This window comes from Acidovorax sp. BL-A-41-H1 (assembly GCF_051942715.1).
In genome coordinates this window covers 50,731-70,913 of record NZ_JBPVJQ010000004.1, presented here as the reverse complement: position 1 = coordinate 70,913, position 20,183 = coordinate 50,731, and the positions used below count along the sequence as shown (strand labels likewise).

Annotated in this window: 20 protein-coding genes and 1 pseudogene; 4 read left to right on the top strand and 17 right to left on the bottom strand. The window is 65.9% G+C overall.

Annotation, left to right across the window (positions count from 1 at the left end):
- Positions 1 to 130: 130 nt before the first annotated feature.
- Entirely contained in the window at positions 131 to 1,294 is a 1,164-nt protein-coding gene (locus ACTPOI_RS09345; RefSeq protein ID WP_440108768.1) for a mechanosensitive ion channel family protein, read from the bottom strand.
- A 445-nt stretch (positions 1,295 to 1,739) separates the two neighbouring features.
- Between ACTPOI_RS09345 and ACTPOI_RS09340 the strand changes: the two genes are divergently transcribed.
- Both ACTPOI_RS09340 and ACTPOI_RS09335 read left to right on the top strand, forming a co-directional pair.
- Entirely contained in the window at positions 1,740 to 2,117 is a 378-nt protein-coding gene (locus ACTPOI_RS09340; protein WP_069104017.1) for a DUF4398 domain-containing protein, read from the top strand.
- A 182-nt stretch (positions 2,118 to 2,299) separates the two neighbouring features.
- Positions 2,300 to 3,220 (top strand): OmpA family protein, encoded by a 921-nt coding sequence (locus tag ACTPOI_RS09335; protein WP_440108360.1) that lies wholly within the window; start codon positions 2,300 to 2,302, stop codon positions 3,218 to 3,220.
- Positions 3,221 to 3,309: 89 nt separating this feature from the next.
- Here the strand turns inward: ACTPOI_RS09335 and ACTPOI_RS09330 are convergent, their stop codons facing one another.
- The 8 genes from ACTPOI_RS09330 to ACTPOI_RS09295 all read right to left on the bottom strand — a co-directional run bounded on the left by ACTPOI_RS09330 (position 3,310) and on the right by ACTPOI_RS09295 (position 10,764).
- A complete protein-coding gene (locus ACTPOI_RS09330; RefSeq protein WP_440108359.1) occupies positions 3,310 to 4,329 on the bottom strand; it encodes an aldo/keto reductase in 1,020 nt (339 codons plus the stop codon).
- A complete protein-coding gene (locus ACTPOI_RS09325) occupies positions 4,326 to 5,264 on the bottom strand; it encodes a sugar phosphate isomerase/epimerase family protein (RefSeq protein WP_440108358.1) in 939 nt (312 codons plus the stop codon). The genes ACTPOI_RS09330 and ACTPOI_RS09325 overlap by 4 nt, the downstream gene beginning before the upstream one ends.
- A gap of 4 nt (positions 5,265 to 5,268) precedes the next feature.
- Positions 5,269 to 6,147, bottom strand: coding sequence for a 4-hydroxyphenylpyruvate dioxygenase (locus ACTPOI_RS09320; protein WP_440108357.1), 879 nt, complete (start codon positions 6,145 to 6,147; stop codon positions 5,269 to 5,271).
- Positions 6,148 to 6,175: 28 nt separating this feature from the next.
- The gene (locus ACTPOI_RS09315; protein ID WP_440108356.1) at positions 6,176 to 7,009 is read right to left on the bottom strand and encodes a shikimate dehydrogenase family protein; all 834 of its coding nucleotides are present in this window, start codon (positions 7,007 to 7,009) and stop codon (positions 6,176 to 6,178) included.
- A 54-nt stretch (positions 7,010 to 7,063) separates the two neighbouring features.
- Positions 7,064 to 8,068: a TRAP transporter substrate-binding protein gene (locus tag ACTPOI_RS09310; protein ID WP_440108355.1), complete on the bottom strand. Its 1,005-nt coding sequence runs from the start codon at positions 8,066 to 8,068 to the stop codon at positions 7,064 to 7,066.
- 54 nt (positions 8,069 to 8,122) lie between these two features.
- Entirely contained in the window at positions 8,123 to 9,400 is a 1,278-nt protein-coding gene (locus ACTPOI_RS09305; RefSeq protein ID WP_440108354.1) for a TRAP transporter large permease subunit, read from the bottom strand.
- Positions 9,401 to 9,421: 21 nt separating this feature from the next.
- On the bottom strand, positions 9,422 to 9,967 hold the full coding sequence (locus ACTPOI_RS09300; protein ID WP_440108353.1) for a TRAP transporter small permease: 546 nt from the start codon (positions 9,965 to 9,967) through the stop codon (positions 9,422 to 9,424).
- 89 nt (positions 9,968 to 10,056) lie between these two features.
- Positions 10,057 to 10,764: a TetR/AcrR family transcriptional regulator gene (locus ACTPOI_RS09295; RefSeq protein WP_440108352.1), complete on the bottom strand. Its 708-nt coding sequence runs from the start codon at positions 10,762 to 10,764 to the stop codon at positions 10,057 to 10,059.
- Positions 10,765 to 10,890: 126 nt separating this feature from the next.
- On the opposite strand from ACTPOI_RS09295, the gene ACTPOI_RS09290 reads away from it, so the two are divergent.
- Positions 10,891 to 12,207: a flavin-dependent oxidoreductase gene (locus tag ACTPOI_RS09290; protein WP_440108351.1), complete on the top strand. Its 1,317-nt coding sequence runs from the start codon at positions 10,891 to 10,893 to the stop codon at positions 12,205 to 12,207.
- Between the two features lie 322 nt (positions 12,208 to 12,529).
- Complete coding sequence (locus tag ACTPOI_RS09285) at positions 12,530 to 12,964, top strand: hypothetical protein (protein WP_440108350.1); 435 nt, start codon at positions 12,530 to 12,532, stop codon at positions 12,962 to 12,964.
- 102 nt (positions 12,965 to 13,066) lie between these two features.
- Here the strand turns inward: ACTPOI_RS09285 and ACTPOI_RS09280 are convergent, their stop codons facing one another.
- From ACTPOI_RS09280 to ACTPOI_RS09245, 8 genes and pseudogenes are all read right to left on the bottom strand, one after another.
- On the bottom strand, positions 13,067 to 14,020 hold the full coding sequence (locus ACTPOI_RS09280; RefSeq protein ID WP_440108349.1) for a Gfo/Idh/MocA family oxidoreductase: 954 nt from the start codon (positions 14,018 to 14,020) through the stop codon (positions 13,067 to 13,069).
- A gap of 13 nt (positions 14,021 to 14,033) precedes the next feature.
- A complete protein-coding gene (locus ACTPOI_RS09275; protein ID WP_440108766.1) occupies positions 14,034 to 14,897 on the bottom strand; it encodes a class III extradiol dioxygenase subunit beta in 864 nt (287 codons plus the stop codon).
- A 159-nt stretch (positions 14,898 to 15,056) separates the two neighbouring features.
- A pseudogene (ligA, locus tag ACTPOI_RS09270) lies at positions 15,057 to 15,425 on the bottom strand (protocatechuate 4,5-dioxygenase subunit alpha); the annotation flags it as partial.
- Positions 15,426 to 15,587: 162 nt separating this feature from the next.
- Complete coding sequence (locus ACTPOI_RS09265; protein ID WP_440108348.1) at positions 15,588 to 16,520, bottom strand: amidohydrolase family protein; 933 nt, start codon at positions 16,518 to 16,520, stop codon at positions 15,588 to 15,590.
- A 57-nt stretch (positions 16,521 to 16,577) separates the two neighbouring features.
- Positions 16,578 to 17,579, bottom strand: coding sequence for a Bug family tripartite tricarboxylate transporter substrate binding protein (locus ACTPOI_RS09260; RefSeq protein ID WP_440108347.1), 1,002 nt, complete (start codon positions 17,577 to 17,579; stop codon positions 16,578 to 16,580).
- A 155-nt stretch (positions 17,580 to 17,734) separates the two neighbouring features.
- Positions 17,735 to 18,418 carry a 4-carboxy-4-hydroxy-2-oxoadipate aldolase/oxaloacetate decarboxylase gene (gene ligK / locus ACTPOI_RS09255; protein WP_440108346.1) on the bottom strand — a complete coding sequence of 228 codons (684 nt, stop codon included), beginning with the start codon at positions 18,416 to 18,418 and terminating at the stop codon, positions 17,735 to 17,737.
- Between the two features lies 1 nt (position 18,419).
- Positions 18,420 to 19,454 carry an amidohydrolase family protein gene (locus ACTPOI_RS09250; protein ID WP_440108345.1) on the bottom strand — a complete coding sequence of 345 codons (1,035 nt, stop codon included), beginning with the start codon at positions 19,452 to 19,454 and terminating at the stop codon, positions 18,420 to 18,422.
- A gap of 35 nt (positions 19,455 to 19,489) precedes the next feature.
- Complete coding sequence (locus tag ACTPOI_RS09245; RefSeq protein ID WP_440108344.1) at positions 19,490 to 20,182, bottom strand: substrate-binding domain-containing protein; 693 nt, start codon at positions 20,180 to 20,182, stop codon at positions 19,490 to 19,492.
- Position 20,183 lies beyond the last annotated feature (1 nt).

Here is a 20,183-nt window from a genome sequence, read left to right as displayed (position 1 = left end):
ACCCCATCCACAAAGAGAAGTTGAAGAAGCGTTAAGACAGCAACTACCCGTTCAGGCCGACCCCCCGCAAAGGTGGTCGGCCTTTTTTTGGCCCGGGCTTCAGCAGGGTGGAGGAGGCGCGGCGCGGACTTCAGGCCTGCGCGCGCAGGGCCGCGAGCGGCCCTGCGGTGGCATCGGCTGCAGCCGGCGTAGCGCCCGCCGACGTCCGAGGCTGGCCTGCGGGAACCGTGGCGATGTGGATCGTGCGGGTGGGGAACGCGAACTCCACCCCCATCGCCCCAAACTCGCGCATCAGCCCGAGGTTGATGGTTTGCTGCATGTCCATGTACACGTTGAAGCCCGGATCCTTGACGATGTAGACCACCTCGAAATCCAGCGAGCTGTCGCCAAACCCCTTGAAATGTGCGCGGTCAAACCGCAGCGCCGCCTGCGCCTCGACCAATCGCCTGACCACCCCCGGGATCGCCTCGACCTTGTCCACCGGGGTGTCGTATGCCACGCCAAAGGTGAAGACAATGCGCCGCTCCTGCATGGGCCGGTAGTTGCTGATAGTTTGCTTGAGGATGTCGGTGTTGGACATCACCACCTCCTCGCCCTGCAGGCTGCGGATGCGCGTGGTCTTCAGGCCAATCATCTGCACCGTACCGGCCACGCTGCCCACCACCACGAAGTCGCCCACTTCAAAAGGCTTGTCCACCGCAATGGAGAGCGATGCGAACAGATCGGCCAGGATGCTTTGCACGGCCAACGCCACCGCAATGCCACCCACCCCCAGGCTGGCCACGAATGCGGTGATGTTGACGCCCAGGTTCGACAGCACCGCCAGCGCCACGATGCTCCACAGCAGCGTGCGCAGCCCCCACGACAGCAGCGTGGCCGAAGCACTTACCTGTGTCATGCCGCTGGAGCTGTGCCGCGTGACATAGCGCTGCACGCCGATACCGATGGCCCGCATGCCCCACAACCCCATCTGCAGCGCCACCGCCACAAACCACAGCTGCGCCACCCGGCTTTCCCAGCGCCGTGGCAGCTCGAGGAACCCCAGGCCCACCAGCACGGCCACCAGCAGCATCAGCAGCCGGCTCGTGCCTTCGAGCACGTCGACCATGGTGGTGGCAGCGGCGCTGCCCGAATGCGTGGCCCAGCTCCTGGCGCGGCCCGTAAGGAGGTGCAGCGCGGTGAGGATGGCCACATACGTGACCGCAGCCGCCGTCAGCGCGACCAGCAGGCTCCACAGGGGCACGCCGGCAAAGGTGGTTTGCTGAATCCAGGCGATGAACAAAGACTGCTGCATGCGGTGAATCTCCTCTTCGTGGTGGATGGGCGCAAGGCGCGGCGGGGTGATGAAGGCGCGGGCTCGCGCAATCACGCGAGCCATCAGCCGGGCAATTTCCGTTTGGGGTACTGGTACACGCCGCCGCATCCAGCGCCAAAGCTGTTGCAGGGCGAAGCGCGTGGTGCGGTCCTGCTACCCGTGTGTATGGATGGACGTTCACACATTCCGCAGGTTCCCCCTGATTTCCGCCCGGCGGGTGCCGCGGTCACTTTGGCATGGGGAACTGCAAGCATTCGTAAGACATTGCCCACAGACATGCCGATGCAGGGCCTACGCCCGCCGCGGCAAGCGAGCCGAACAATCGCACCACGTCGCGTGGCTGGCGATGCGCCCCCTCATGCAGCACACCTGCCGGCCCTGCACCCCACTGTTCCCCAACGCACTTCAAGGAGGCTCCAGCACCATGCCCTCACATGCAACCATCCGAACTTCCGCTGCAGCGCTTGCGCTGGCCGCGCTGGCCGCGTGCTCATCCACACCGCCGCCCACCGAACAGATGGCCGTCACACGCACCACCGTCAACCGCGTTGCCGCGGCCCCCGCAGTGGCTACCGGCGCGCCCGTGGAGCTGCAGATGGCGCGGGACAAGTTCATGCAGGCTGAGCGCGCCATGGCCACCGAAGACTATGTGACGGCGCGCCGCCTTGCCGCAGAGGCCGAAGTGGATGCCCGCGTGGCAGAGACACGTGCCGACGCCACGCGCAACGCCGCCAACCTGGCACAGGTGCAGGAAAGCATCCGCGCGCTGCAGGAAGAAATCAACCGGCGCTCCCCGCGTTGATGGATAGCGGGGCCAGGCACACGCTGCGCCGGCCCGCCCGCCCACTCGCACCCATTCGTACCCACACACCCCGCACGGCAGACGCTCGGCTCCGCTGACCAGTCCTCCTGCAGCTGGCGGCTCCACACAACGTGCACCCGCAGTCCGTGTACCGCCCCGTGCCTTTCCAAGGAATCCAAGCCATGAAGACGTTGATCCAACGCACCACCACCCTGTGCACCAGCCTCCTGGCCGCCGGCCTTTTGGTCGCCTGCGCCAGCACCGTGCCACCGGCCACACTCGAATCCGCACGCACGGCAGTCAGCACTGCCGCGGGCGACCCGGCCGTCAACCAGTACGCCCAACTGGAACTCAAGGAAGCCACCGACGCCCTGGCCCGCGCGGACCAGGCGTGGTCAAAAGACCGAGACAACGCCGAGACGAGCCACCTGGCCTACGTGGCGCGCCAGCGCGCTGAAGTGGCCACCAATGCCGCCCGCGCACGCCAGCTGGATGCGACGATCCAGCAGGCCGGTAGCGAGGCCGACCGCATCCGCCTGCAGGCACGCACACAAGAGGCGGATGCCGCGCGGTTACGCGCCGACGCGCAGGCTCGCAATGCACAACTGGCCCAGCAGCAGGCCCTGAGTGCCGAGCAGCGCGCCGCCCAGCAACAGGCCCAGGCAGCAGCAGCACAAGACCGCGTGCGCATGCTCGAAGCGCAGCTGCGCGACATGGAGGCACAGCAGACCGAGCGCGGCCTGCTCGTCACGCTGGGCGATGTGCTGTTTGCTTTCAACAAGGCCGAGCTGTCAACGCAGGCCTTTCCGCGCCTGGACAAGCTCGCGAATTTCCTGCGCCAGTTCCCCGACCGCAAGTTACTGATCGAGGGCTATACCGACAGCGTGGGGAGCGACAGCTACAACCAGGAACTGTCGGAGCGCCGCGCACAGGCCGTGCGCGATGCACTGGTGCAGCGCGGCGTGGACACGGGCCGGATCACCGCCCGTGGCTATGGCAAGGCCCACGCCGTGGCCGACAACGCATCACCCGAAGGCCGAGCGATGAACCGCCGTGTGGAGATCGTGATTGCAGACGACCGGGGCAACTTGCGCGGGAGGTAACGAGACCGAACCAAGACGGCGTTCGGTCCCCTTGCAAAGGTCACGTGTCGGCATTACGGACCCTGCAGTCCAAGAGAGGGCCGCGCCGCTTACGCTGCGCGGTCTTCAAACGCTTCGGTATCCACTTCGCTGGATCCCTGCGCGTTGTAGCGGTTGCCCACCACCGTACGCTCGTTGATCAGCGCTTCGACGCGGGCCATCAGCGCAGCGCTGAGCTGCACATTGGCGGCACCCAGGTCGTCTTGCAGGTGTTCGACGCTGGTCGTGCCCGGGATCGGGATGATGTCTTCGCCCTGGTGCAGTAGCCAGGCGATTGCCAGTTGAGCCGGCGTGCAGCCCGCCTCCAGCGCCAGGGCCTGGTAGGCATCCAGCAGGCGCACATTGGCCGCATAGGCCTCGGGCGCAAAGCGCGGCATGCTGCGGCGAATGTCCTTGGCGTCCAGCGCGTCCACATCGATGCGCCCGCCACACAGGAAGCCGCGCCCCACCGGGCTGAACGCCACAAAGGCCACGCCCAGTTCGCGGCAGGCCTGGAGCACCGCAATCTCGGGGTTACGCGTCCACAGCGAGTATTCGGTCTGCAGCGCCGCAATCGGGTGCACCGCATGCGCACGGCGCAGCGTGGCGGCCGACACTTCCGACAGGCCGATGCAGCGGATCTTGCCCGCACGCACCAGGTCGGCCAGCGCGCCCACGCTGTCTTCAATGGGTACGCTCTTGTCCCAGCGGTGCAGGTAGTACAGGTCGATCACATCGGTCTGCAGGCGGCGCAGGCTGTCTTCGCAGGTCTGGCGCAGCGTGGCGGGGCGGCCGTCAATCACGCGCACCAGCTTGCCGTCGCCATTCACATCCACGCCCTGCATGCCGCACTTGCTGGCCAGGGTGAAGCGGCTGCGGTGCGGCTTCATCACCCGGCCCACCAGCGTTTCGTTGGCACCAAAGCCATACAGCGTGGCTGTATCGAAAAGGGTCACGCCGGCATCGAGCGCCGTCAGCAGCACGCGTTCGCCCTGCTCGGGCGAGACCGGCGCGCCGTAGGCGTGCGAGAGGTTCATGCAGCCCAGGCCAATGGCTGAAACGGAAAAGGGGCCAAGAGAGCGTGTTTTCATGGCGCCATTGTGCTGCTCAACAGATGTGCTGACGGCTGCAAAGGCGACGGCGCGCGCGTCCACAGCGGCAGGGGCGAAGGCCTGTGCAGCACGTCGTCGTGCAGCCACAGCGCGCTGCGCCGCGCGCGCGCTGCCACCACCTCCAGCGGCAGCTGCTGGTAGTCGTCATTGAAGACTTCAAAGCTGTAGTCCCCGCGGTAGCCAAGGCGCTCCAGCCGCAGCACCAGGTCGGCCAGCTGATCGCTGTGCACGCCCTCACCGGGAAAGACGCGGAAGGTACGGGCGGTGGTCATGCGCTCTTCAAAGGTGGGGGCCTCGTGCCACATGAAGTCCGACAGCTGCACCAGAAAGATGCGGTCGGGATCCATGGCATCCAGGCTTTCCAGCGGGGTGTTGGCCGCAAAGATGTGGAACGAGTCCAGCCCCACGCCCAGGTTGGGACAATCGGCGCGGCAGACTACGTCCCAGCTGGTGGTGAACTCGTTGACGGTGCGCCCCCACGACAGCCCTTCGTAGGCAATGCGGATGCCCAGCGGTATCGCCAGCATGGCCAGCTTGCGCAGGTCGCGGGCGATGGCGTCCAGGTCGTCGGTGGCGTGGCGCGACGTGGACGAGCACGCCAGCAACACGCGGCTGCCTGTGGCCACGCACATCTCGAGCATGGCCTTGGCAATGTCGACCTTGTAGCCGTGCAGGTGGCCCGAAAGCCCCTCGAAGTCGCGCAGCACCTGAAAGCCTGTGGGCCGCAGGCCACTGGCGCGCACCGTCGCCGCAGCGGCCTCCACGCCGCCTGCATGGCCCACCAGGTCGCGCGCGCTGAGCATCACTTGGCTGAAGCCGGCGCGCGCCATCGCGGCCAGCTTGGCCTCCAGCGTGCCGGCCAGCGTGATCGTGTCCATTCCGAAGCCCGCCAGGGGACCCGGTGCGCTGGTCATCCGCTCAGGCATCGCGGTGCACCAGTTCAAAGGCAACACTGCCCAGGGTGCTGCGGGTCAACGCCCCGCGGTCCTCCGGGTGCAGCCGGCTCGACTCGACAAACTCCACGCCGCGCGCCCGCAGCGCCGCCACCGCGGTGCCCACATCGGGCGTACCCAACCCCAGGCGTTGCAGGCATTCGGGTGCGTCCAGGGACTGCTCCAGCGCGGGCTCGGGCTCGACCAGCTGCCACAGGAAGCCGCCGCAGGGGCTGCGCATGAGGTACCCCTTGGGCAGGATCCCAAAGCGTTCGTCGTCGGGCAGCAGCTGGAAATCAAACATCTGCTCGAAGTAAGCGATCCAGTCGGGCGCGCGGTCGCAACCGATGTATTGCACCACGCCAAAGTAGCCCAGGCCGGCAAGGGCCGGAGGATGCTGCTCCACCGTGGGGATCGGCGTGAAGTCGATGTCGAAGATCGAAAACTCCTGCCAGCGGTCCACAAAGTAAAAGCGGCTGGCTCCGGGGCCGTGGATGGCCGGAATGTGCAACTCCATCGCCTGCGCGTGCGTGGCCACCGGCCAGGCGCCCATCTCGATACAGCGCTGGTGGGCCTGCAGTGCGTCGCGCACGCGCAGTGCCACGGCCGAGATCACGGGCTGGCCGTCCACAGTGGCGCTCACCCGCGCGTCTTCGGGATGCGCATTGACCACCAGGTTCATCGCTCCCTGGCGGTACAGCGTCACCTCGCGGGAGCGGTGCCTGGCCACCGGGCGAAAGCCCATGCGCTCCAGCACCTGCCCGAGCGCCTGCGGGCGTGTGGTGGCGTATTCAACGAACTCGATGCCGTCGATGCCCAGGCGGTTGGGCAGGTCGGGAACATCTTCCCGGTGGGGCTGGATCATGGTCGGGGCTCGGTTGCGGGCAACAGGATCAGGCCCCCGCTGCCGCCAGCGCCCGCAGCTGTTCGGGCGTGGTGACGGGAAGGCCAAAGTATTCGAGGTAGGCCGGGATCTGCTCGTACAGCATGTCCGAGCCGACCTGGATGGGACAGCCGCGCTGTTGCGCGGCCTGAAGGAACGCCGTCATCTCGGCACGCATCACGACCTCGCCCACGAAGGTGCCGGGCGCGAGCCGGTCCACATCCAGCGGCAGCGGATCGCCTTCATGCATGCCCATCGGCGTGGCATTGACCACCAGGCCCATGCCTGCCGGGTCGCGGTCACCCGTGGTCACATCCAGCGCCGGGTAGTGCTCGCGCAGGCGATGCGCCAGGCCCTGGGCGGATTCGGCGTTCACATCAAACAGCTTGAGCTGCGCCACGCCGGCGGCAGCCAGAGATGCGGCAATGGCCGAGCCCACCCCGCCGGCCCCCACCACCAGCGCACGGGCTCCCGCCAGCAGGTGGCCCTTGCGGCGCACGCCGCGCACAAAGCCTTCGCCATCGAACAGGTCGCCATGCAGCTGGCCCTGCGCATCACGGCGCACGGCATTGCACGAGCCCGCAATGCGGACAGCCGTGCTGGCATGGTCGAGCAGGCCCACCGTGGTCACCTTGTGCGGCATGGTGATCAGGGCGCCCTGGATGTTGGTGAGGCGGAACACCGCGCGCAGAAAGCCCGGGTAGTCGGCCGCCTGGCACCCCATGGGCACGACGACCGAGTCAATGCCGGCGTGCTCGAAATAGGGGTTGTAGATCATCGGCGACTTGAAGGTGAAAGTCGGGTAGCCGATGTGCGCAATGAGCGAGGTGGTTCCGCAGATCATGGAGACGCAAGGGTGGGTTGCAATGCCGCGCAGCTGTGTGCGCGGCGATCGGGCTTACTTGCGCAGCCTGTCCAGCTCGGCCTGCAGCTCCTTGACGGTGTCTGCCACGGCGGCGCCGTGCTTTTCGATCACGGGCTTCATGCGGTCGCGCAGCTTCGCAGTTTCGGCCGGCGAGAACTCGGATACCTGCATGCCTGCCTTGCGCAGTTCGTCCAGGCTGCCACCGGCCTGGTCACGTGTGAGCTGGCGCTGGAACTTGCCAGCCTCCACAGCGGCGTCCTGCAGCACCTTGCGCTCGGCAGCGTTCAGGCCGTCCCACACCTTCTTGCTGAAAATGACGGACTGCGGGTTGTACTGGTGGTTGGTCAGCGTGATGAACTTCTGCACCTCGTTGAACTTGTTGGCCTGGATCACGCTGACCGGGTTCTCCTGACCGTCCACTGCCTTTTGCTCCAGCGCAGCGTAGAGCTCGGGGAAAGCCAGCGGCGTGGGGTTGGCGTCCAGCGCCTTGACCCAGTCGATGTTGATGGGGTTGGGAATGACGCGCAGCTTCAGGCCCGCGATGTCCTCGACCTTGTTCACCGCGCGGCGGCCATTGGTCAGCTGGCGAAAGCCCAGCTCCCAGTACGCCAGGCCCACGATGCCCTTGTCCTGCAGCTTGGCATGCAGCTTTTGCCCCAGCGGCCCGTCCACCACGGCATCGGCCTCGCGGGCGTTGGCGAACATGAACGGGAAGTCGTACACCACGAAGTCCTTGACCTGCGCGGCCAGAATGCCGGAGTTCAAGACCACGAATTCAATGGTGCCGCCCTGCAGTGCGCTCACGTTGGCGGCATCGCCGCCCAGCGTGCCACCGGGGAACACGTTGACCTTGAGCTTGCCGCCCGAGCGCGCCGCCACGATTTCGGCAAACTTCTCTGCGCCGCTGGCCAGCGGGTGCCCCTTGGGGTTCTGCAGCGCGAGCTTGAAGCTGCGCTCGCGGATGTCCTGCGCGGTGGCGATACCGGCAGCGGCCAAGGCCAGGGCGGCCACCAGGGTCTTGAGGAACAGGCGTTTCATGGTTTGTCTCCGTGGGTTGAATCGGTTGTGTCTGGAAGCTGCGGTGGCGCGCTGTCAATAGAACCAGCGCGCTGGCACCATCACGATTTGCGGGAACGCCACCATCAGGAACATGACGGCAAACTGGGCCAGCATGAAAGGCATCACGCCGCGGGTGACTTCGTCCATGGACACCTTGCCCACCCCCGCCACCGTGTTGAGCACAGTGCCCACGGGCGGGGTGATGAGGCCGATGGCGTTGTTGATGATGAACAGCACGCCGAAGTACACCGGGTCGATACCAGCGGCCTTGACGACGGGTATCAGCACGGGCGTGAGCAGCAAGATGGTGGGCGTCATGTCGAGCGCGGTGCCCACTACGATCACCAGAACCATGATGGCCAGCATCAGCAGCCGCGGGCTGTCGAGCAGCGGCTGCAGCAGGGCGACCACCTGGGCCGGCAGCTGCGCGACGGTGATCAGCCACGCGGACACCATGGCAGCAGCCACCAGGAACATGACCACGGAACTGGTCTTGGCGGCGTTGATGAACAGCCGCCGCAGGTCGCGCAGACCGATCTCGCGGTACACCAGCATCGACACGAGCAACGCATAGACAGCGGCCACCACGGCGGCTTCGGTGGGGGTGAAGATGCCGAACTTCAGGCCGAACACGACGATCACGGGCAGCACCAGCGCCCAGGTCGCCTGGCGCAGGGCCAGCAGGACTTCGGCGCGGCTCTTGCGCGGCGGGGGTGTCACGGCTTCTCCGCGAGCCAGCCACCACCAGGTCGCCCACAGGGCCACAGCCAGCAGCATGCCGGGCACGATGCCCGCCAGGAACAGCTTGGAGATCGACACATTGCCCGCCACGCCGAAGATGACGAAGCCGATGCTCGGCGGGATCACCGGCGCGATGATGCTGGCCGATGCGATCAGCCCGGCCGAGCGCGCCTTGTCATGGCCTGCGGCCACCATCATGGGCAGCAGCAATGCGCCCAGCGCCGCCGCATCGGCCACCGCCGAGCCCGATAGCGCCGCCATGATCACAGCGGCCACGATGGTGACGTAGCCCAGCCCGCCCTTGATGTGGCCCACCAGCGCCATCGCGAACTGCACGATGCGGCGCGACAGGCCGCCTGCATTCATCAGCTCGCCCGCCAGCATGAAGAACGGCACGGCCAGGAGTGGGAAGCTGTCGGCCCCGTTGATGAGGTTTTGCGCCAAGATCTGCGCATCGAACAGGTCCAGGTGCCACATCAGCGCCGCACCGCAGATCAGCAGCGAAAACGCGATGGGGATGCCCAGCGCCATGGCACCCAGCAGCGAGGCGAGAAAGATCGTGATCGTCATGGGAGTGGCCTCGGGTCGGGTTCAGCGGGGCTTGGCGCTATCCACGTTGTCCGGGTGGGGACGCTCTTCGCTTTCCTGGAACATCTGCAGCTCGCTCTCTGCCATCTCGCCGCGCAGCAGCCGCAGCAGATCCAGCGCGAGGATGCAGGAGGCCAGCACGGCAAACACGACGCCGCAGGCATAGAACCCCGCCACGGGCACTTCCATCACGGCGCTGGTGGTCTCCCAGTTGATGCGCGTCTGGTCCAGCGATCCGCGAAAGATCAGCCAGCAGATACCCATCATCGCCAGGTACGAGATCGCCAGGCACACCTTGCGCCCGGCGGGCCCCAGGCGGCCGACCAGCATGTCGGTACCCAGGTGCGCGCGTTCGTGCAGCGCCACTACGGCGCCCATGAACGTCATCCAGACAAAGAGCCAGCGCGACAGTTCTTCAGACACGCTGATGCCCGAGTTGAATGCATAGCGCAGCACCACGTTGCCAAACACCAGCACCACCATCAGGGCGAGCATGGCAGCAAGGGTCTGGTCCAGCAGCCAGCAGATGCGTGAGATGAGTCGGGTCATGCAAGGTCTCCAACCCGTAATGTACGAACTGGTTAGTTCTTATGCATGCGTGTTTTTCCCTACCCCGGCCACCTTGGCCGTGCTAGCAGCTATGCCGGATTGGAATGGCGCACAAAGCGCAGCACCATGTCCACCACGCTCTGGCGGCGCAGGGCGCGCTGGGCGGGCGACAGGGTCTGGCTCTTGAAGATCAGGTCGAACGTGTACTGGTTGGACACGTTGAAAAAGCTCAGCGCCGAGATGGACGCGTGCAGGTCGATGGCGTGCAGCCCCGGCCTGAAGACGCCCTGCGCGACGCCGCGGTCATACAGGCGCTGGATGGCCTCGATCGCCGGCACGTTCAGCTCCTGGATCATGGCACTTCGCGCGAGGTGCTGCCCCCGCTGCATGTTCTCGGTCATCACCAGCCGGATGAAATCCTGGTTGTCCAGGTGGTGGTCAAAGGTGAACCCCACCAGCGCCGCCATGGCGGCCTCGGGCGCCAGGTCATCCAGGTGCAGCTGCGACTCGATCGAGCGCATCCGGCGGTAGGCCTCCTCCAGCACGGCCAGGTACAGGCCTTCCTTGCTGCCGAAGTAGTAATAGATCATGCGCTTGCTGGTGTGCGTGACATCGGCAATCGCATCAATGCGCGCACCGTCAAACCCCTTTGCCGCAAACTCGGCAGTGGCCACCTCCAGGATGCCCGCCATGGTGCGTTCGGGATCGTTCGTGCGGGTGGTGGCGCGCTTGGGGGCAGGCTTGGCCGCCGCCCTGGCTGCGGGCCGGGATGCAGGGGAATGTACCGTCTGGTTCATTGCCAAAGTATAGGACGGGCGTTGGCGTGACTGCCTGTGCCAGCACGCCAAACTGCCTACAGCAGCACCTCCTCTCACCCACTGCTCGCGCAGACCATAGCGCGCTCTTGCATGGACAATCGCCGCATGTCCGTCGCACCTACACCTTCATACGCTTCTTCCCCTCACCCTGTGCTGATCGCCGGCGGCGGCATCGCTGGCATGGCCACTGCCCTCACCCTGCACCAGATCGGCGTGCCCTGCATCGTCTTTGAATCGGTACCGGAACTGCAGCCGCTGGGCGTGGGCATCAACCTGCAGCCCAACGCTGTGCGCGAACTGCACGACCTGGGGTTTGGCAACGATGTGCTCGACACCATCGGACTGCAGGCACGCGAGTGGGCGCTGGTGGGCCGCAACGGGAACGAGGTTTATGCCGAGCCCCGCGGGCTGCAGGCGGGCTACCGCTGGCCGCAGTACGCGGTACACCGCGGGCAGCTGCAGATGATGCTGTACCAGGCCGTCAAGGACCGCCTGGGCGGCGATGCCGTGCAGCTGGGGCAACGCGTGGTGGGCTACCGGCAGGATGCCGACGGCGTGACGGCCATCGTAGAGGCGCGCGACGGCACGCGGCGCGAGGTGGCCGGCTCGCTGCTGGTGGCGGCCGATGGCCTGCACTCGGCCGTGCGGGCGCAGATGCACCCCGCGCAGCCGCCCATCCAGTGGGGTGGCGCCATCATGTGGCGCGGCACCACACCGGGCGTGCCGGTGCGCACGGGGGCTTCGTTTGTGGGTGTGGGCTCGCTGCGGCACCGCGTGGTGTGCTACCCCATCACGCCACCCGACCCGGCCACGGGCCTGGCCACCATCAACTGGATCGCCGAGATCACGGTGGACAACCAGGGCGGCTGGCAGCAGGGCGACTGGAACCGGCGCGTGGCGCTGGAAGATTTCATCCACCACTTCGAGGACTGGAACTACAGCTGGCTCGACATACCCGCCATGCTGCGCGGCGCCCAACATGTTTTTGAATACCCCATGATCGACCGCGACCCGGTACCCACCTGGGTGGACGGCCGCGTGGCGCTGCTGGGCGATGCCGCGCATGTGATGTACCCCGTGGGCTCCAATGGCGCGAGCCAGGCCATTGTGGATGCGCGGGTGCTGGGTGCGCAGCTGATTGCGCACGGCGTGGGACCGCAGGCGCTGCGCGCCTACGACGACAGGCTGTGCAAGGACATCTCTGCCCTGGTACTGCGCAATCGCGGCTCCGGCCCGTTTGGCCTGCTGGGGCTGGTGGACGAGCGTTGCGGCGGGGTGTTCGACCACATCGACGATGTGCTGCCGCGCGAGGAGCGCGAGGGCTTCATGGCGCGCTACAAGGCGGCTGCGGGGTTTGCCATTGAAACGCTGAATGCGGCACCGCCCACCATCTCGCCGGGGCAGCGGGTGGCCGCGGGCTGAGCGGCCCCGCCAGCACTGCGCAGCGTGGCCGCCCCGCCGTACCGGGTGGCGTCTGCCTGCCCCGATGCGCATTGGCCGATGTCGGCAGGCCCTCGGTTGCACTGGACGCCAGCAGCGCAGAGCCGCTGAGGCGACTGGTTGCCACCACGCATGCGCAGGCCCACATGCTATTACTTAGATAGCAGTGACGGCTTTTATCGAAAGGGCTACAGGCCAATTTGGCTCGCATCAGCCCATCCCTGGCATCGTGCCCCCCGCAGCAGATACACTGCGTTACAGCCTCGTTCACCCCCCAACGGTAAGCAAACGTCCGGTGAGTACCATGACCTCAGCTACTTTTGCATCCTTGTTGTTTACCGTGGCAATGCTGGTGAACATGGGCTACTTTCTGCTGGGCGGACTGCCTCTGCTGATCCTCAAGCACGACGAGCCCATGGATGCCCGGTTCGTCCGCAGCTTTTTCGATCTCCATTACCGGGCTGCCTTCTGGGTGGCAATAGGTGCCGCCGTCAGCTATGCGCTGTGGGGCCGATACGTCTTTGCAATAGGCGCTGCGATTCTCAGTGTGGCAGCCACACTCCTGCGCAAATACGTGCTGCCGCTGATGCAGCAGCTGGGCCGCCAGATCGAGTCAGGCCAGGCGGAAGCAGTGCAGCGGTTTCGCCGCATCCACACGGCAGTGCTGTTGATCAACCTCGCGCAGCTGGTGGTGGTGGTCTGGGGACTTCTTGCGCTGTCGCGTGCGATGTCGGCCTGAGAGCAAACGGGATCGCTGCCGAATTGGCCCCGTCTCTGGTGCCCAGAGTCCCTGTGCCTTTTGCCGAGCCGAAAGGCCCGGTCTCCCGCACGCGTTGGACTGTCAGCCCGCGTTGAGCTGCTGCTCCAACCCGTGCAGCACTTCGTAGCAGGCCAGCACCCGGCCCACACTGGCGTTGGGTTCGCGGCCTTCCTGGATGGCGGCAAAGAACTCGCGGTCTTGCAGCTCGATACCGTTCATCGACACGTCCACCTGGCTCACGTCGATCTTCTCGTCCTTGCCGTTGTACAGGTCGTCATAGCGCGCAAGGTACGTAGCCGTGTCACCGATGTAGCGGAAGTACGTGCCCAGCGGGCCGTCGTTGTTGAAGCTCAGGCTCAATGTGCAGATGGCGCCATTGGCCGCCTTGAGCTGGATGCTCATGTCCATGGCGATGCCCAGCACGGGGTGGATGGGGCCCTGGATGGCGTTGGCTTTGACGATGGGGCTGTTGGCCTGGTACGCAAACAGGTCCACGGTATGAGCGGCGTGGTGCCACAGCAGGTGGTCCGTCCAGCTGCGGGCCTGGCCCAGCGCGTTGGTGTTGGTGCGGCGAAAGAAGTAGGTTTGCACATCCATCTGCTGGATGTTGAACTCGCCCTTCTGGATTTGGTGGTGCACGTACTGGTGACTGGGGTTGAAGCGGCGGGTGTGGCCGCACATGGCCACCAGCCCGATCTGCTTTTGCAGCGCCACCACGTCCTGCGCACCCTTCAGGCTATCGGCCAGCGGGATCTCTACCTGCACGTGCTTGCCCGCATGCAGGCAGGCGATGGTCTGTTCGGCGTGCATCTGCGTAGGAGTGCACAGGATGACGGCGTCGACCTCCTTCAACGCCAGGCTGTCGTTCAGGTCGGTGGTGACGTGGCCAATGCCGTACTGGGCGGCCACTTCCCGGGTCTTGTCCAGATCGCGGCTGATGAGCGAGACGACTTCGACGCCGTCGATATTCTTGATGCCGTCCAGGTGCTTGATGCCGAAGGCACCTGCGCCGGCCAGGGCTACTTTGATGGTCATGCTGTGGTTTCCTTTACTGGTTCTCAAGGATCAGGTGGCCCACCGCCGTATTGCTGGCGGGCACGTGAAAGAAACGGTGCTTCACGGTGGGCGCAGGCCCCGTGCCGGCCACGTCGCTCATGGCGCCGCGGGCAATCAGCCACATCACCAGCTCGATGCCTTCGCTGCCGGCTTCGCGCACGTATTCGATGTGCGGCACCTTGGCCAGCTCGGCGGGCTCGGCGATCAGCCGGTCCAGGAACCTGTTGTCCCATTCCTTGTTGATCAGGCCTGCACGCGGGCCCTGCAGCTGGTGGCTCATGCCGCCCGTGCCCCAGATCTGCACCTTGAGCGGCGCGTCGTACGACTCGATGGCGCGGCGGATGGCCTGGCCCAGCGCAAAGCAGCGCGCACCCGATGGCACCGGGTACTGCACCACGTTAACGGCAAACGGAATGACCTTCACGGGCCACGCATCGGGCGAACCAAAAAGCAGGTTCATGGGCACGGTCAGGCCGTGGTCCACCTTGAGGTCGTTGACGATGGTGAGGTCAAAGTCCTGCTGGATCACCGACTGCGCAATGTGTGCGGCCAGGTCGGGGTGGCCCATGACCTTGGGCACGGGGCGCGGGCCATAGCCCTCGTCCGCCGGCTCGAACTCGGCGGCGGTGCCGATGGCAAACGTGGGGATCAGCCCCAGGTCAAAACTGGTGGCGTGGTCGTTGTAGACCAGGAACACGACGTCGGGCTGGTTCTCGCGCATCCATTGCTTGGACGGCTCGTAGCCTGCAAACAGGGGCTGCCAGTAGGGCTCACCAGTTTTCCCCAGGTCGATGGCGGCGCCGATGGCGGGCACGTGCGAGGTGTAGACCGATGCCGTGATGCGCGCGTGCTCCACCGCACCCGGTCCAGCTGCGGCGTTGCCGGTGGCGGTTTGCTGCGTGGCGTGGTCGCTCATGATCTGCGCAGCCAGCGCTTGCTGCTGCGTCAGTTCCCACTGTTTCCAGGCGTCTGACTGGGCTGCAGGGCCCTGGGCGTTACCGCCTTCGCCCGTGACGCGGTTGCCCTCGGCGCTGCGGCCACCGGCAATCATCATGTCGCGGTAGGCGTGCTCGCTCATGCCGGTCATGCTGCCGGCCATCTGCTGGAACGACAGGCCGTCCGTGGCGCCCAGCTTGGCCAGAAAGTAGATGTTGCCGCCCGTGCGCATGGCCCAGTTCAGGTCGCGGGCGCGCACTGCTGCGCGCTGCTCGTCGGTCATGGGCCATTCGGCCAGGTAGGCGTCTTCGTCGGCCTTGAAGCGGGTGCGGTTCTCCGCCTTCATCAGGCTCATGCAAAACTGGTTGAGCCAGTAGCCCTTGCGGCTTTGCTCTGCGTCGAAGATGGTCGTGCCGGGCACGTCCAGGTAGGGTTTGTGGAGGGCCATCGTGTTTCCTATTCAGACCTCGTCATTGGTTCGCCGCGCGGACATGTCACGCGGAGATTGAAACCGGCGCTGCCGCCGCGAGGACGGCGAGAAAGGGCCGCCCCGCAGCAAAGGCCGTGTCCCCCTTGGGGGATGGCGCCGCAGGCGACTCAGCGGGGGGGGTCATGCTTCCTCAGGCCAATAGAGCCGCATCGGGTTGTCCACCAGCAGCTTGTATTGCAGCTCGGCAGTGGGCGCGATGTGCGGAATGAAATCGACCAGCAGGCCGTCGTCGGGCATGTGATCCTTGAGGTTGGGGTGCGGCCAGTCGGTGCCCCAGAGCACGCGGTCGGGGAACTCCTCGACCACGCGGCGGGCGAAGGGGATGACGTCGGTGTACGCGTTCTGTTCGCCGTTCAGCGCCCTGGGGCCGGTCACGGAAAGGCGCTCGGGGCAGCTCACCTTGCTCCACACATTCGGGTGCTGGCGCATGAATTGGAGGAACAGCTCGAACTCGGGCCCGTCCACCGGTTTGCTCACATCGGGCCGTCCCATGTGGTCCACCACCACGGTGGTGGGCAGTGCGGTGAAGAAGTCCCACAGCTCGGGCAGGTCCACCGCCTCGAAGTAGATCACCACATGCCAGCCGAGCTGGTGGATGCGCGCGGCAATCTCCATGAGCTCGTCCTTGGGCGTGAAGTCCACCAGGCGCTTGACGAAGTTGAAGCGCACGCCACGCACCCCGGCTGCATGCATGGCCTGCAGTTCCTCGTCGGTGACCGTGCGCCGTACGGTGGCCACGCCGCGCGCCTTGCCGCCCGAATGCACCAGCGCATCGACCATGGCCCGGTTGTCCGCACCGTGGCAGGTGGCCTGCACGACCACGTTGCGCGCAAAGCCCAGGTGGTCGCGCAGCGCATAGAGCTGCTGCTTGCTGGCATCGCACGGGGTGTACTTGCGCTCGGGGGCGTACGGAAATTCAGCGCCAGGGCCGAACACGTGGCAATGGGCATCGACAGCGCCTGCAGGCACCTGAAAGCGCGGCTGGCTGGGGCCGGTGTACCAATCGATCCAGCCGGGGGTTTTGGTGAAGTCACCGGAAGTGGGTTGGGACATTTCTACGCTCATGAACAGCCCAGGTAGCCATCGCCAGCCAGGGCAGGGTGGGTCAGGTCAATCGGGTTTGATGTTGGCTTCGCGCACCAGCTTTTCGTACCGCTGGCGCTCTGATCGGATCAACGCTGCAAACATGTCGGCGCTACCGGGCAGCACCTCGCCGCCCACTGCCGCCATGCGATCGCGAATCTCTTTGGTCTGGAGCGCCTTTTGCACTTCGGCGTGCAGCTTGGCCACGACGGGCCTGGGCGTTGCCGCCGGTGCCACCAGGCCGTACCAGACGGAGGCCTCAAAGCCCGGGAAGCCAGATTCGGCGATGGTGGGAACATCGGGAAAAACGCTGGATCGGCTGGTGCTGAGCACCGCCAGCACCTTCAAGCGCCCGCTCTTGACATGGGGCTGTACCTCCAGCGCGTTGACGGCCACCAGCGGAAGCTGCCCGCCGATCACATCGGTCAGCGCGGGCGAGCCGCCGCGGTACGGTATGTGCAACAGCGAAATGCCCGCCGCACGCTTGAAGAACTCCACCGCCATGTGCGGCGTGGAACCGTTGCCCGGACTGGCAAACGAGATGCTGCCGGGCTTGGCACGGGCTGCGGCGATCAGCTCCTTGATGGTGCCAAACGGCGCGCTGGCGTTGGCCGCAATCACCACGGGCACGCGGCCCACCAGCGAGACCGGCACCAGGTCCTTTTCGGCATCGAACGGCATGGGCTGGTACAGCGCCATGTTGGCCGCCAGGGCGTTGGCCGCCATCAGCAGGGTGTAGCCGTCGGCCTGCGCATCGATCACGGCCCTGACTGCAATGTTGGTGCCGGCCCCGGGCTTGTTCTCCACCACAAACGGCTGGCCCAGGCTGCCCTGCATGGCTTTCCCCACGGTCCGCGCCACGGCATCTACCGCCCCCCCGGCCGAGTAGCCCACGATGACCTTGACCGGCTTGACCGGATATTCCTGCGCCTGCGCGGTGGCGGCCAGAGGGCCGACCCCTGCCACCACCAGGCAGGCTCCTAGCGCGCCCAGCAGGCGGCGGTACGTTGACGTGGCAAGTGTGAACATGGGCGAGGGTGTCTCCGGAACCGTTGTCGTAGGGGAGTGACCTGGCAGGGCGAGGTGCCGATGCATCAGCCCATCGCCATGGGATTCACTATTGTTTTTATAGCTATCGGGCATTACAGAACAAGCGCTAGCGGCCAAAAACGCCTGAAACGTGCTCAATCGACGTACTTCAGGCCCGCCTTCTCCAGCCCGGGGCGCATGTTGTACATATCCAGGCCCAGCACGCCGCTGGCCAGCTTGGCGCGTTTTTCGCCTTCAAAGCTCTCGCGCTTTTGCGCTGCGGCCAGGGTCTCTGCCGCGCGGGCGGCGGGCACACACACCACGCCATCGTCGTCGGCCACGATCACATCGCCCGGCGTGACCAGCGCACCAGCGCACACCACGGGGATGTTGACCGAGCCCAGCGTGGCCTTGATGGTGCCCTTGCTGCTGATCGCGCGGCTCCACACGGGGAAGCTCATTTCCTGCAACGTCTTCACGTCGCGCACACCCGCATCGATGATGAGCGCGCGGGCGCCACGGGCCTGAAAGCTGGTGGCCAGCAGGTCGCCAAAGTAGCCGTCGGTGCACTCCGAGGTGACGGCCGCCACCACGATGTCGCCGGGCCGGATCTGCTCGGCCGCCACATGCATCATCCAGTTGTCGCCGGGCTGCAGCAGCACGGTGACGGCCGTGCCGCTGACCTGCTGGCCGCTGTAGATGGGGCGCATGTAGGGCTTGAGCAGGCCCACGCGGCCCATGGCCTCGTGCACGGTGGCGGAGCCGAGGGCGGCCAGGCCGTCAGCGGCTGCGCGGTCGGCGCGGTTGATGTTGCGGTAGACAACGCCCAGTTCAAACATGTCAGAGCCCTTTCGCCTTCAGGCGTGAGTCGAGTCGGGAGAACACGCGGCGCGTGTTGGCTTCGTAGATCTGGTGCTTGTCGTCGGCGCTCAGGATGGTGGAGGCCTCGATGTATCGCTTGGTGTCGTCGTAGTAATTGCCGGTGGTGGGGTCGATGCCCCGCACCGCGCCGATCATCTCGCTGGCAAACAGCACGTTCTTCACCGGGATCACGGTGTTGAGCAGGTCGATGCCAGGCTGGTGGTACACGCAGGTGTCAAAGAACACGTTGTTCATCACATGGTCGTCCAGCAGCGGCTTCTTCATCTCTTGTGCCAGCCCCCGGAAGCGGCCCCAGTGGTAAGGCACCGCGCCGCCGCCATGCGGAATCAGAAACTTGAGCGTGGGGAAATCCTTGAACAAATCGCCCTGGATGAGCTGCATGAAGGCCGTGGTGTCGGCATTCAGGTAGTGCGCGCCGGTGGTGTGAAAGCACGCGTTGCAGCTGGTGCTCACGTGGATCATGGCGGGCAGGTCGTACTCCACCATCTTTTCGTAAATGGGGTACCAGTGCTTGTCGGTCAGCGGCGGGCTGGTCCAGTGGCCGCCAGAGGGGTCGGGGTTCAGGTTGATGCCCACGGCGCCGTATTCGTGCACGCACTTTTCCAGCTCGGGGATGCAGGTGGCCGGGTCTACCCCGGGCGACTGCGGCAGCATGGCCACGGGCACGAAGTGGTCTGGGAACAGGGTGGAGACGCGGTAGCACAGCTCGTTGCAGATGGCGGCCCAGGTGCTGGAGACGTTGAAGTCTCCAATGTGGTGGGCCATGAAGCTCGCGCGTGGCGAGAATAGCGTGATGTCGCTGCCGCGCTCTTTCATCAGCTTGAGCTGGTTGGCTTCGATGGACTCGCGCAAGTCGTCGTCGCTGATGCGCAGGTCTGCCACTTTGGGCATCGCCGCCGGGTCCTTGATGCCGGCGATCTGCGCATTGCGCCAGTTCTCCAGCGCCTTGGGGGCCGTCGTGTAGTGGCCGTGGCAGTCGATGATGAGGCTCATGTCGGGGTGCTCCTGGGATGTGTTCTTGTGATCGGTCAGGCGGGCTCCATGCCCTGCTTGCGTTTGGCTTCTTCCGCGGCTGGGGAGGCCAGATAGGCCAGCAAGGCGCGCGCGGCTTCGGCCTGTTGAGACAACGCGCCGATACCCGCTGAAAAAGTGGTGGTGATCTGGATCGCCGGCGGCAGCGGCCCCACGATCTGGATGCCGGGCACATGCAGCAGCTCGCTCAATTGCTGAAAGCCCATCGCCACCTCGCCCCTGGCCACCAGCAAGCCCACGGGCACGCCGGGGGGCGCCTGCACCATGCGCGGCGCGATCTGATCGGCAATGCCCCAGCGCTCGAACAGCCTGGCCAGTGCCACCCCGCTGGGGCCGGTGGACAGGCTGATGCTGGGCGCGGCCAGCACGGCGTTGCGCACGGCGTCTTCGCTGGCGATGTCGGGCAGCGGCGCGCCTGCAGGCACGGCCACGGCCACGCCGGAGTGCACCCAGTCCACCTTGGTGCCGGGCAGCAGGTGGCCGGCAGCCATGAGCTTGTCGATGGCGTCCGACGCGAGGATGACCACATCAAAGGCTTCACCGGCCGCAACGCGCTTGGCAGCGTCCACACCGCCCACAGACTCAATGGCGGCACCGGTGCCGGACTGCTGCGTGAAATCAGCCACCAGATCGGCCAGCACCTGCCGCGTGGCCATGGATGAAATTCCGCGGATCTGCCCTTGCGTCATG